At 44.1% G+C, this 12,756-nt stretch carries 11 protein-coding genes; 1 reads left to right on the top strand and 10 read right to left on the bottom strand.

Annotated features, from left to right (window positions below):
• Window positions 1-302 precede the first annotated feature (302 nt).
• Window positions 303-1,175 (bottom strand): alpha/beta fold hydrolase, encoded by an 873-nt coding sequence (locus ACT3QR_RS06420; protein WP_444520556.1) that lies wholly within the window; start codon window positions 1,173-1,175, stop codon window positions 303-305.
• Between the two features lie 7 nt (window positions 1,176-1,182).
• On the bottom strand, window positions 1,183-1,974 hold the full coding sequence (locus tag ACT3QR_RS06415) for a class II aldolase/adducin family protein (protein WP_227511153.1): 792 nt from the start codon (window positions 1,972-1,974) through the stop codon (window positions 1,183-1,185).
• 85 nt (window positions 1,975-2,059) lie between these two features.
• Here ACT3QR_RS06415 and ACT3QR_RS06410 point away from each other — a divergent pair, with 85 nt between their 5' ends.
• Window positions 2,060-2,749: a Crp/Fnr family transcriptional regulator gene (locus ACT3QR_RS06410; RefSeq protein ID WP_444520555.1), complete on the top strand. Its 690-nt coding sequence runs from the start codon at window positions 2,060-2,062 to the stop codon at window positions 2,747-2,749.
• Window positions 2,750-2,948: 199 nt separating this feature from the next.
• On the opposite strand, the gene ACT3QR_RS06405 is transcribed toward ACT3QR_RS06410, so the two are convergent.
• The 8 genes from ACT3QR_RS06405 to betB form a co-directional block, all read right to left on the bottom strand.
• Window positions 2,949-3,362 (bottom strand): PaaI family thioesterase, encoded by a 414-nt coding sequence (locus ACT3QR_RS06405; protein ID WP_444520554.1) that lies wholly within the window; start codon window positions 3,360-3,362, stop codon window positions 2,949-2,951.
• Window positions 3,363-3,484: 122 nt separating this feature from the next.
• On the bottom strand, window positions 3,485-4,423 hold the full coding sequence (locus ACT3QR_RS06400) for a DMT family transporter (RefSeq protein ID WP_444520553.1): 939 nt from the start codon (window positions 4,421-4,423) through the stop codon (window positions 3,485-3,487).
• Window positions 4,424-4,505: 82 nt separating this feature from the next.
• A complete protein-coding gene (locus tag ACT3QR_RS06395) occupies window positions 4,506-5,648 on the bottom strand; it encodes a flavin monoamine oxidase family protein (protein ID WP_444520552.1) in 1,143 nt (380 codons plus the stop codon).
• 41 nt (window positions 5,649-5,689) lie between these two features.
• Entirely contained in the window at window positions 5,690-6,112 is a 423-nt protein-coding gene (locus ACT3QR_RS06390) for a tetratricopeptide repeat protein (protein ID WP_444520551.1), read from the bottom strand.
• 124 nt (window positions 6,113-6,236) lie between these two features.
• Window positions 6,237-6,725, bottom strand: coding sequence for a YgjP-like metallopeptidase domain-containing protein (locus ACT3QR_RS06385; protein WP_444520550.1), 489 nt, complete (start codon window positions 6,723-6,725; stop codon window positions 6,237-6,239).
• A 222-nt stretch (window positions 6,726-6,947) separates the two neighbouring features.
• Entirely contained in the window at window positions 6,948-8,993 is a 2,046-nt protein-coding gene (betT, locus tag ACT3QR_RS06380) for a choline BCCT transporter BetT (RefSeq protein ID WP_444520549.1), read from the bottom strand.
• 301 nt (window positions 8,994-9,294) lie between these two features.
• The gene (gene betA, locus ACT3QR_RS06375; RefSeq protein WP_444520548.1) at window positions 9,295-10,995 is read right to left on the bottom strand and encodes a choline dehydrogenase; all 1,701 of its coding nucleotides are present in this window, start codon (window positions 10,993-10,995) and stop codon (window positions 9,295-9,297) included.
• A gap of 131 nt (window positions 10,996-11,126) precedes the next feature.
• The gene (gene betB / locus ACT3QR_RS06370) at window positions 11,127-12,629 is read right to left on the bottom strand and encodes a betaine-aldehyde dehydrogenase (protein WP_444520547.1); all 1,503 of its coding nucleotides are present in this window, start codon (window positions 12,627-12,629) and stop codon (window positions 11,127-11,129) included.
• Window positions 12,630-12,756 lie beyond the last annotated feature (127 nt).

Below are 12,756 nucleotides of genomic sequence, written 5' to 3'. Positions count from 1 at the left end.
CTTGAAAAAATATTTTTTATCAGATATTTTTTTGATATTTTTACAAAAAAGCAACATTCACATATATTTGTTGCTTGAGATATTGCGGACTAAAGTTTGCTAAAATGTGCTGGGCTGACTACTGATTGACACGCAACTAAAAATTGATCGAACAGCCATATGTAGATAACGTACTATCACGGTAAGAGATTGATGGAATATAACTATTAGATTGCAAATCAAAACAAAGCGACTTACTCAACGCGTATAAAAAAACGCAGAACACCAAATAGTGTTCTGCGTTTTTTTAAATTTAACTGTGTTTAAATAATATCGGCTCTGAATTGTAAATAAGCTGTGATAACGGCCGCTGCATTTTCTACCTGCGGGTAATGGCCTAACATAGGCATAGTGGTTATATCCGCATTAGGTATCAATTGCCGATAACGATCAATCATATGCTGGCCTGAGATAGGATCTTTGGCACCTGCGATCAATTTCACCGGTACAGTACTGTTGATAATCGCATTTACCCATCGCTCGCGATACTGCTGGCGTTGAGGTATATAGTTGATTAGCTTATGCATCGCACCCAACCCATCATTATGATTTAACAGTTGCCATAGCGTATCTATGACCTCAGGCGTGGGCTGCGTATCCGGTCCAAATATCCGTTGTAAACTGCCCGCAAATTTCTGCTTATTAATTAGCTTCGATACCAAAGGGCCTAATGACGATAGTAGTAGCTTCTGCACCAAAATAGGTTTGTGCGTTTCAGGGAACAGACCACCATTTAAGAAGCATACGCTAGCAATGTGTCGCTTAACATTCCCTTCGACTTGTCTTGCCAGCAGCTCCTGAGCCACCGTATCACCATAGTCATGCGCCAAAATATGATAATCACTGACGCCCAGCTTTCGTAGAACAGCTTGATAAATATCGGCCTGCTCACTGATTAGATAGCGCGCATTTTTGGGTTTATCTGATAATCCAAACCCCAGCATATCGAGAGTGATGACATAATAATGCTCGGTTAGCGCATCCCACATGCCCTCCCAGTCCCAACTGGCACTAGGATAACCATGAATCAATAGTAGTATAGGCGCACTCTTATCTCCTGCATACCGAGTAAAGATTTGGTGCCCATGAATAGTTTCATATTGCCCCTGCTGTTGCCACTCATCAAGAGTTATCATTAGAGATTTACTCCTCAAATGATGGGTCAGTGCGGCGCAATTTTCTTAACAGTGCAGGCCATGCAATATCACCATTTGCACCTCTGGTCACTTGCTCTGATGCAGCTTGGATACCTGCCAATATTTGTGCTGGTATTGGCGTCAATGCACCGCCCCCACTCTGTGCTTTGATCTGAATCTCGCAGGCTCTTTGCATGATATACATGTATAAGAACGCATTGGCAACCGTATCGGCACAGGTGAGCAGACCATGGTTACGCAAAATCATAAAGTGAGCATCGCCTAAATCAGCAACCAAGCGTACTTTTTCTTCAGGGTTTAATGCGACACCTTCGTAGTCGTGGTATGCCAAGTTGGATAGCGGAAATAATGATTGTTGCGAGATGGGCAGTAGACCTTTTTCTTGTGCTGAGACGGCCACGCCATCATTTGTGTGCAGATGGATAACGCAATGCGCATCATCACGAGCCTCGTGCACAGCACTATGAATGATGAATCCAGCTGGATTAACCTCAAACTCTGACGGCGCTACTTTTTCGCCCGCTTTATTGACCTTGACCAGGCTAGAGGCGGTAATCTCTTCGAATAACATCCCGTACGGATTGATTAAAAACTCATCCTCAGTACCTGGTACGCGCGCAGAGATATGAGTGAATACCAAATCATCCCAGCCATAAGAGGCAATCATTCGATAACAGGCGGCAAGATTTACGCGCATCTGCCACTCTTGTTCGCTCATATTATGGTGTACACTCGATGTTGAATCCGTCGATGTCGCGGTTTGCATAGTTGTTTGCATGGTGTATTCCTTTACTGTTTTAGATATCCCGAGTTATCACTCTACACCATTTTTTAAACTCAAATCTGTCAAAAACATTACACTTATGAATATCAATCATTATTTAAATAACGACCCATGGTTCAGTCAATTACCAGTCATTGTGCAACCACTACTGGCAGGCGATGCAGTACTCAAGGTATACCCAAAAGGTCAAATGATTCATGCCATCGGTGACAACGATGATGCAGCGCTACACTTTGTCGTGTCGGGTACGATTAGAGTCTGTAATGTGAGCGCTAGTGGCCATGCTATGACGCTGGCACATCTATCTAGTGGCGAGTGGTTCGGTGAGATATCTATCATAGATGATAACCCTCGCACCCATGATGCGTGGACGACTAACAAAGTAACGCTAATCTCAATCCCTAGACATCTAGTCATTCAGACGGCGCAATCGCATCCGATTTTATACAAGCACCTCGCGCTTATTACCTGTGAGCGAATCCGCCGAGCATTTGATTGGATTGATGATGCTACCTCACTCAATACCTCAGCACGACTGGCTAGCATGTTAATTGGACTGATTGACACTTATGGTAAGCAAATAGGAGACAATATCAAGATAGATTTGCGCTTATCACAAGAGGAGCTTGGCTTTATGCTTGGCACTACCAGACAAACCATCAATAAAATCATTCAGTCGTGGCAAAAGAAAAACCTTATCGATATGCACTATGGTTTTATCACCATAAAAAACAAACCTCAGTTAATGGCAATGATGCACCCCGCCTAACCTAAAAACGTGGCTAGTGTTAAACCTACACTGGTTACGCTACTGATTAATAGCTTGCCAAGTTTGTACGCAGTATAAAAAGTGCAGGCTATTATTCACCGCTAGCCAATAAAAGTAAGATGAAATCGAAGTATGTATCATCAGTATCTTAATTAATAAGCTGGCCACCTTGCAAAATACTGAAATTTTAAGCCTAGCTCTAAATTTGTTTAGGCGGAACCGAATACGTGCCAACCACATGAGCCACCATATCATCAGACCCTTCGGAATAAAGAGACACCTCACCTACTATCAACGTGCGTCCTACTTTCAATAAAATACATTCAGCGATAATACGAGCATCCGCTGATGGCTTACGTAAAAAGTTGATGGTCAAACTCGTCGTCACTGTCAGTGGGACGATACCTATCTTTCCAAGTATCGCAACATAAATGGCGACATCAGCGACGGCCATCATGACAGGTCCTGATACCGTACCCCCAGGCCGTAGCTCATCGATACCAATAGCATGCGATAATGTCGCACCACTTTCATTGACTGCCTCAATGACACATTTGGTTTGGGGAAACTCTGATGCCATAAAGGCACTGATCTCTTCTTTAGTTGCAGACATAACTCTTCCTTGAATTTAACGGTCCATGTTGATTGTAACCAATTAGCAAGATAGAAAATACTAAAAGGGGCGTAGCCACTTTAATAATTCTATAGTTTAGTGCTATCGCCTATATACACTTATTAAACCTCTGCTTTTACTTTTGCTATTTTTACGCCGCCCCACGTCACCAGTGCCACGCCAATAGCTATCAACGTAGCGCCTAAGAACAAACCTTCTGGAGGACGCTCCCCTTGTAAAAAAATAGCAACAGGCACGCCTACGATGGCCCCTACCGCACCTAACAAACTTAGCAACACAGGCCCACCTGTCTTTTGCAATAGGAATAACAGTAAAAACTGTCCAGCAAATACGCATGCTTGTATAACTATCAAGCTTAGCGGTAGCCAATTTTCTAAAGGTATAGCAATAGAGAAATCTGACATCATACTAAATAAACCTAGCAGTAGCGCTGCCGCAATCAACATACCTGGAGCAAGTGCACCAGACGATGCATTGTCAGGCCAGCGTAACGTCCGATATATATTGCCAATAGCGAGTAGTACTGGGCCGCAAAGCGCGATTAAAATCCAAAATATATTAGAATCTGGCGCAGAGAATTTGTGTACAGCCAATACTCCTGCTCCAATGAGTGCCGCGATGACCCCAAGCGCACGGACAGTATAAAATTGCTCTATACGCAGTATCAGCGCGCCAAGATAAGTTAGCAGTGGCGGTAATGACAGAATTAAAGCGACAAAACCTGCACCCACATGAGAAATAGCAGAAAACAACAGCAAGTTGGCAGCCGCGACACTGACAAACGCCGCAACGAAGTAATACTCTAAGCTACGCGCACTAAAAGGAGGAAGCTCTTTTCTGATAAGCGCTACCAATAGTAAAATAACCGCAGCACCAGTGATAGACCAAAACAAAAATCCTAATGGGGTGAGACCTACATCGATGGCGTACTTTGCCACATTGGTCGAGATACCAGTAAGTGCACCACCTGCCAGTAGACAAACAAAAGGCACCAGCCAATTGGTTTTGTGAGAGGTTTTTTGCTTGAGCGAGTCATCCATCGACTATCCTATTGGATGATGAACTTTCTGAGTCATGTTGGATGACCTTTATAATAGCTTGTAACAGCCAGCACACTAATAGCTACTGGCGCAAAATGTTGGCAGGTAAGCTTTGTACAGCGACGGTTGCTGCATCAATGGCTCCAGCGATATAGCCAGGGAACTGCGCTGACCACTCACTGCCACAACCTGTTAGACAGTCTTGCCACACACCCGTCGTTGGTTTGGACGGCGGTGCTACTGCATGCTGACCGTTACCACTGGCATCAGCATGCGTCGCTGTCAATGGGTCCTGTGCCCAGTCTTTGAGATATTCAGCTTTTGGGTTATTTGCCTGCTCACCAAATAGTCGCACCAACTGCGCACGGCAATGTTCTTTTAGCACCGTATCAAAGACGCTCTGTCGTACTTGAACAGGAACCCCAAAGAAACCAAACAATGCACCATCACCCTCTAGTGTGGAGGCATCATGTATCTCAGTAAGTGGCCCTATCGAACTGCGTGCGGCACCTGAGAGACCAGCATCTCGCCAAAATGGTGATTCGTAAACAGCGACATATTTGGCATGGGGTGCCATCCAAGTGGCTGTCTCGCGCCATTTTCTACTTAAGTTTTGAGGTAGCTTTGGCTGAAATGCTATCTGACTTTCTACCAATCGAGGCGGTAACGCAAGTAGCACATGCTGTGCTCGGAACGTCGTCACATGCCCAGCGCTATCTTGACTCTGTACCTCAATATGTTGAGACGTCTTGTTCAATTGCTGCACAGTCTGATTAGTCATGACACAACTAGCATCTAAGCAAGTATATAGTGCATCAGTCAACGCAGCCATACCACCGACTAGCCGCACAGAAGGTGGTGCGCTTTTGTAACCTTGCATACGCACAGGTGGCCGATTGGCAGCGCGCTCAACCATCATATCGCCGTCTTCGAACTGCACAAAACGTGGTAAATCCAACGATTCAATAAGCGTACTCAACTGCGTTTGATAATCAGGCCAAAACCAAGATGGCCCCAAATCGAACGCGGCACTTGATTCTGCTTGATCGACATCAGTACTGTCATTAGTAGCATGCGCATCTGAAAATTTAGCAACTGCAATGCGACCACCCAAAGTATCACGCGCCTCTAGCAGTCTATACGCTATGCCTTTTTGCTCTAATAAAAAGGCAGCATATAATCCACTTAATCCACCACCAACGATTATCACAGGTATGTCTTGCATATCGGATTACTCTATTTATAGAGGATTGACTATAGTCAAAACTACTCAGCTAACAACTTAGTAAGCATCTCATCAATCTCAACCTTAAACTCTTTGTCTTCTATTTTATTGGCTGAGATTTTGGCATTTTGCAGACTTTGGATAGCGGCTTCTTTTTCGCCCGTCTCAAGCTGTAGCACTGCCATTGAAAAAGCAATTGATGATAGATGGTCTTTTGAATTTATTTCAGTGGCTTTTACTAGTGCTTTGTCATAAATTATCAATGCTGCGTCTAAGTCTTCTGTGAAATCAGCCAACGTTTCCCATTGTTCTGGGTGGTCTTTGTCAGTATCTTCATTGTCAGTACAAATAGCTTTTAATTCAGCATATAGCGAATCAAACTTTTCTTGATTGCCTCTGCGATCCGCTTCTAATAACTCTTCAGCTAAGGTGTAAATGGCTTTATATATTTTGGTATTGATCATTGTTTACAACCTTTTATAGACTATCTCGTGTGTGGTTAAGAGTATAACGTAATTCTAGCGACTCAGATGACTTCTTAGAAGAAGGCACGATGCTTATAATAGGTTAGTTATATAGTGATTAGAGTCATAAATCGCGCCAATGCAACCATAAGCGCATATCCAGCTCCAGTTGATGATATTCAGGCTCCATATGACAGCACAATTGATAAAAAGCTTTGTTATGTTCGTGCTCTTTAAAATGAGCAAGCTCGTGTACCACTATCATGCGTAAAAACTCTGGCGGCGCGTCTTTAAATAGGCTGGCAACCGTGATGCTATTGTGCGATTTGAGCTTACTTCCTTGTACGCGCGATTGCGTCGTATGGATACCCATTGCATGCTTTAACACTTTCAATTTACTGCTATAGCTGACATTTGAGAGCTGACCAATCTTACGCATGTATTGGTTTTTTATCTCATTTATATATTGATAGAGCGCTTTGTCACTTTGGATTTGATGCTGATTCGGGTACGTTTTTTCCAGATACTCGCCCAACCTTCCGTCACTAACAAGCTGAGCAGCTTGAGTTTGAATCTGCTCTGAATAATGGGCAATGTACTTTAATTTGGTCACAAATTTATCCTTTGCTAATACGTTGCAGCGTATCAGTCGATCAATTTAATCTTTATAGATTTTACCTTATATTTGCGGTGCTTGTTTCCTACTTGTTTGGGATATACCCTCAATTCAAACGATAGTTGTTTATAAGTAGTTATCCATAAAAAGAAACCCCATAAGCTGCATTCAACTTACGGGGACATTTTTGCTGTTAGTTTTACTTAAAAATCTGACTGACTAACGCTCTAAATGTAGATACTGCAAATGACGTTCATACTGATTTAAGATATCAACCAATACTTGCTCTTTTGAGTAGCCAACCAAGTCATACTCTTGTGAGCCTTCACTTAAGAACACTTCCGCACGATAATAGTACTCTGCGTGCTTAGTTGATGTGCTCAAGGTAAAGTTTGGACGCTCAGCTTTAATCAGATTGACTTCATAAATAAAGTCATCTTCGTCACCATGCCCAACACGCAGTTTCAAACCATCTACCTGACCACTATCTTGATCCATGACTGCATCGATACCTTCACCAATACTAGCAAGATTTTTGGTATCTAAAGAGGTTTTAAGCCCCCCTGCTTTGAACTCTTTTTCGACTTCGGACATCGCTGGCATCACAACACTATGCAAGAATTTTTCCACCTGTGCATGTCCTGGGAAGCTCACAATACGTTGCAAGCGCGCTTTCCAGCTCTTACCACTGTCCAGCACATTAGCCGTACCAATGGTGCTGGCTTTGCGTTTGTTACCTTCTTCCTTTAACGACTTCCACATAGACATCATGTAGAGCACAAGAATAATGGAGAATGGCAAGCCTGCAATGACAGAGACAGACTGCAATGAGGCAAAACCACCTGCAAACAACAATCCTAACGTGATAAGACCAGTCGCTGCCGCCCAAAACAGACGTAACCAAACAGGAGCATCAGTGTCATTGGTCATACCTCTTGAGCTCAAGTTCGCTAATACTAACGCGCCTGAGTCAGCAGACGTCACAAAGAATATCAAACCAATGATCACACCTGCAAAAGACAGTACTTCACTGTAAGGAAAGTATTCAAACAGTGCAAACATACCCATTGCAGCATCGTTGACCGCGATCTCACCTAACTCCGTCGCACCATTAGCAACCAAGTCTATCGCCGAATTACCAAAGATAGAGAACCATGCGAAGATAAAACCGAGTGGAATAAACATCACGCCAAATACAAACTCACGTAAAGTACGACCACGGCTAATACGTGCAATAAATAGACCTACAAATGGCGCCCAAGCGACCCACCATGCCCAGAAAAATATCGTCCACCAAGATTTCCACTCGGCACCAGCAGCACCATCATAAGCATAAACATCAAAAGTCTTATAAATAATGGTCTGGAAATATTGCCCGATATTCTGGGTAAAGGTATTCAATAAATATACGGTATTGCCCATCACCAATATGGCAAGCAATAGCAGAATTGACGACAGCATGTTGAATTCAGACAGACGACGGACGCCTTTTTCAACACCTGTCATCGCAGAAATAGCGGCTGCGGCAACAACCCCGACAATGATGAGCGCTTGAACCATTTTACTAGATTCGATACCAAATACATGGGTCAAACCTGCATTGGCTTGTAGCACTCCAATACCCAAACTGGTCGCAATACCCATCAACGTACAGACGACACCAAAGGTATCAATACCATCACCTAGCCAGCCTTTGATTAAACGTTCACCAAATATTGGTGTCAACGGCGAGCGTAGCGCGAGTGGCATATTTTTACGATAAGCAAAGTAAGCTAAAGCCATACCGATTAGGGCGTAAATACCCCAGCCGTGCAAACCCCAATGCAAAAAAGTCTGAGCAAGCGCTTCACGCATCGCTTCAGCACTAGCAGGCTCTAGACCAGTATGCGGGGTCAAATAATGCATCAAAGGTTCAGAGGCACCAAAGAACAACAGATCAATACCAATACCCGCTGAGAACAGCATGGCCGCCCACGCTAAAAACGGAAATTGCGCTTTTTCGTGGTCTTGACCAAGCTTTATATCGCCGTACTTAGAAAAGCCAACAAATAAAGCAAAAATACTATAAGCGGCAACTACCAGCATGTAGTACCAGCCAAACTTATCTGACACCCACGCCATGCTCGCGCTCAGTAAGGTCTCACTATAATCTGGAAAAGCAATGGTCCAGATTATTAATAAAATAGAAATAATAGCAGAGCCCAAAAACACCGTTTTGTTCAGGCTCAAAGGTTTCGTCACATCTTGTGATGGCGAACTGTACATAAAAGACCTCAATAGGTAAATTAAACAGGGTCCGATATTGCTTTGTCCGGCATCGTCTGATGGTAGACTGATAACCTATAACCGTATGACGTGGAACCAACCGCATGACGGACAAAGCAGTACCAATAAATAAAAAATCAATAAAATTATAAACAACTTCAACCATAACGATATTTATTGTACCAATACGTTAGCGCTGATAGAAAAGGCCTTTACTTAGAAAGGCCTTATTGTTGAAATTGTTGAAATTTTCTCATATCGTTATTTATTCAATAACTTGACTGTAAGCTTGTATCGCAGCCTACACCGTCGAGAGGTAATCACGCATTGGCTCAGAGCGCAGTGGTGCCCCATTGGCCACATAATAATCTGCCGTAGAACGTGGCAGCTTCACGCCTCTCATCTTATCGACAATTTTTTCTGCCAACATAATAGTCGTGGCATTGAGATTACCACTAATGATGTTGGGCATGATAGACGCATCGACGACTCGCAAGCCATCAATACCGTGAACCAGACCTTCGCCGTTCACTACCGAATCATTGTCTTCACCCATCGCACAGGTACAAGATGGATGATAAGCCGTCTCACTATGATTACGTACGTATTCATCTAACTGGGCATCGGTGACCAAATCATCAGTCGGTGCAATCGCACGACCACGATAAGGGTCGAGCGCTGGCTGATGCATGATTTCACGCGTGATACGCATCGCCGCACGGAATTCTTGCCAGTCTTGATCATGCGACATATAGTTAAACAAAATACTTGGATGCGCTTTGGGATCACGCGACTTTAGCTTGACACGACCACGGCTTGGCGAGCGCAATGAGCCGACGTGTGCTTGAAAGCTGTGCGATTTAACTGCACTACGGCCATCGTAGCGTACAGCTAATGGCAAGAAGTGATACTGAATGTTTGGATGGGTGAACTTTTCATCGGTACGGATGAAGCCGCCACCTTCAAATTGGTTAGAAGCACCCAGACCTGTGCCATTGAACAACCACTCTGCACCAATCGCAGGCTTATTCCACCATTTGTTGGCAGGCGCGATTGAAACTGGCAGTTTGCATTCATACTGCATATACAGCTCTAAATGGTCTTGTAAATTATTACCGACACCTGGCAGTTCCAATATTTCAGTCACACCGGCGTCTTTTAGCCACTGACCAGGACCGATACCTGAACGTTGTAGCAGTTGCGGTGAAGCAATCGCACCAGAAGAGACAATTACTTCGCGAGCGGCATGGAAATTTTTGGTCTGGCCTTCGTGCTCGACTTTGACACCGACAGCGCGCTTGCCGTCGAATAAAATTACATCAGTCAACGCACCTGTCAAAATCGTGATATTGCTACGTGGTTTGGCACGATCGAGATAGCCGCGAGCCGTTGATGCACGGCGACCGTTGGGTGTCACGAATCGATCCATCGGACCAAAACCTTCTTGTTGATAGCCGTTTAGATCTTCGGTACGTGGATAGCCCGCTTGCACGCCTGCTTCAATCATAGCTTGGAACAGTGGATTAACCCCTGGCTTTGAGGTAGTCATTTCAACAGGACCACCCACGCCGTGATAGTCATTCTCGCCAGCGTCACGATTTTCTAGCTTTTTGAAGTACGGTAAGCAATCAGAATATGTCCAATCTGATAGGCCTTTTATCTTAGACCAATCATCAAAATCTAACGCATTACCACGGATGTAGCACATACCGTTAATCAGTGATGAGCCACCTAGCCCTTTGCCGCGACCGCAGTCCATGACACGGTTGTTCATATAGGGTTCAGGATCTGTCTTATAACCCCAGTTATAAGTCGTCCCTTGTAGTGGCATTGCAAGCGCAGCTGGCATTTGGGTACGAAAGTCAAAACGATAATCTGGACGACCTGCTTCTAACAGCAGTACCTTAATATTGGCATCTTCGGTCAGACGTGTGGCCAGCACATTTCCTGCTGAGCCTGCACCGACGATAATGTAGTCGTACTCAGGTGTGGTTGATGGCATAACATACTCCATAATATTGAAAAACATAAAGCGTCTAGTGTCAGTAAGGTCTACTAAAAAGGCCAAATAGACCTGATAAAAAAACCTTACTGACTTAGTTTTTCTAATACAAACTATTAAACTATGAACAATTAAAAGACCGATTCGAACGCGCCCAACTCTACTTGGATAGATTTGGTCTGAGTATAATGCTCAAGCGCTTCGATACCATTTTCGCGGCCGATACCAGAATGCTTGTAGCCACCTACTGGCATTTGCGCAGCCGACTCACCCCATGTATTTAACCAGCAGATGCCAGCTTCGATTTGAGCAATGACGCGATGCGCGCGTTTTAGATCTGCAGTCACAACCCCAGCTGCCAATCCGTAATCGGTATCATTGGCACGGCGAATCACCTCTTCTTCGGTCTCATAAGTCAATATCGACATTACTGGGCCAAATATCTCCTCACGTACAATGGTCATATCATCCGTGCAATCAGTGAATACCGTCGGTTCGACAAACGCCCCACTTGCAAACTCGTCTGTCGTAACACGTGCGCCGCCTACTAGTAGACGTGCGCCACTTTGTTTACCTTGCTCGATATAGCCAAGCACTCTTTCCATATGCGGGAAGCTAACCAATGGACCCATATTGATATTTTCATCTATAGGGTCGCCTAGCTTAATACGCTCAACACGAGTTAAGATAGCTTGCTCGAACTTAGCTTGTAGCGCTTTTGGAACAAATACACGCGTACCATTGGTACACACCTGACCAGTACTATAGAAGTTGGCCATCATAGCGATGTCAGCAGCAGTATCGATATCTGCATCATCAAATATAATCAAAGGTGATTTACCACCAAGCTCTAAAGTTACATCTTTTAAAGATGAACTTGCCGCGCTCGACATAACTTTTTTCCCAGTCGGCACACCACCTGTGAACGATACTTTTGCGATATCTGGATGCTCAGTCAATGCCTGACCTACTTCGTAGTTACCTTGAACCACGTTAAACACACCATCTGGCAATCCAGCTTCTGTCAATATCTCTGCCAGTTTCAATGCCGTTAGCGGCGTCACTTCTGATGGTTTAAAAATCATCGCATTACCAGCAGCCAGTGCAGGTGCCGCTTTCCACATAGCGATTTGAATAGGATAGTTCCACGCGCCAATACCAGCGACCACACCAAGTGGCTCACGGCGAGTGTAGACAAAGCTAGTATCACGCAATGGAATCTGACGACCCTCAATCATTGGCGCAAGCCCTGCATAGTATTCAACGACGTCAGCACCAGTGACGATATCGACGTACTTAGTCTCAGAGTAGGCTTTACCCGTGTCTTTGGTCTCAAGTAGTGCCAAAACATCATTGCGTGCGCGCAATATTTCAACAGCTTTTGATAAGACTCGGCCACGCTCAACTGCTGTCATCGCTGCCCAGACTTTTTGACCTTTATGAGCAGCTTTTACTGCCTCGTCAATCTGCTCATTGCTGGTTTGCTGGATCGTTGCCAATACTTCACCCGTGGCTGGATTGATATCTTCAAAAGTCGTCAGCGATTCATCAACTGCTAGATAGCGACCGTTGATATAGGCTGTTTGTACTTGGTCTAAATCGATAAGATCTGTCAAATTATTAAGATCAGTCATAAATTCCCCTTAGGACGGTTGGCAGAAGTAACTATATAAAAGTACTCAGGCCGAATAGTATCGTCGTTAGTTAAGTTTCAAGATTCAGTCTTTAAATAGTGAAATAAAAATTACTTTATAAGTCAGT

The organism is Psychrobacter sp. AOP7-B1-25 (genome assembly GCF_052376195.1).
GTDB lineage: Bacteria > Pseudomonadota > Gammaproteobacteria > Pseudomonadales > Moraxellaceae > Psychrobacter.
The sequence above is the reverse complement of the archived record's forward strand: the minus strand, read 5'-3'. Positions and strand labels throughout refer to the sequence as shown.

Bases quoted from the DNA above. Each gene is read 5' to 3' on its own strand.
- ACT3QR_RS06420 (WP_444520556.1), bottom strand. From the start codon at position 1,175: ATGATAACTCTTGATGAGTGGCAACAGCAGGGGCAATATGAAACTATT.
- ACT3QR_RS06415 (WP_227511153.1), bottom strand. From the start codon at position 1,974: ATGCAAACAACTATGCAAACCGCGACATCGACGGATTCAACATCGAGT.
- ACT3QR_RS06410 (WP_444520555.1), top strand. From the start codon at position 2,060: ATGAATATCAATCATTATTTAAATAACGACCCATGGTTCAGTCAATTA.
- ACT3QR_RS06405 (WP_444520554.1), bottom strand. From the start codon at position 3,362: ATGTCTGCAACTAAAGAAGAGATCAGTGCCTTTATGGCATCAGAGTTT.
- ACT3QR_RS06400 (WP_444520553.1), bottom strand. From the start codon at position 4,423: ATGGATGACTCGCTCAAGCAAAAAACCTCTCACAAAACCAATTGGCTG.
- ACT3QR_RS06395 (WP_444520552.1), bottom strand. From the start codon at position 5,648: ATGCAAGACATACCTGTGATAATCGTTGGTGGTGGATTAAGTGGATTA.
- ACT3QR_RS06390 (WP_444520551.1), bottom strand. From the start codon at position 6,112: ATGATCAATACCAAAATATATAAAGCCATTTACACCTTAGCTGAAGAG.
- betT (WP_444520549.1), bottom strand. From the start codon at position 8,993: ATGTACAGTTCGCCATCACAAGATGTGACGAAACCTTTGAGCCTGAAC.
- betA (WP_444520548.1), bottom strand. From the start codon at position 10,995: ATGCCATCAACCACACCTGAGTACGACTACATTATCGTCGGTGCAGGC.
- betB (WP_444520547.1), bottom strand. From the start codon at position 12,629: ATGACTGATCTTAATAATTTGACAGATCTTATCGATTTAGACCAAGTA.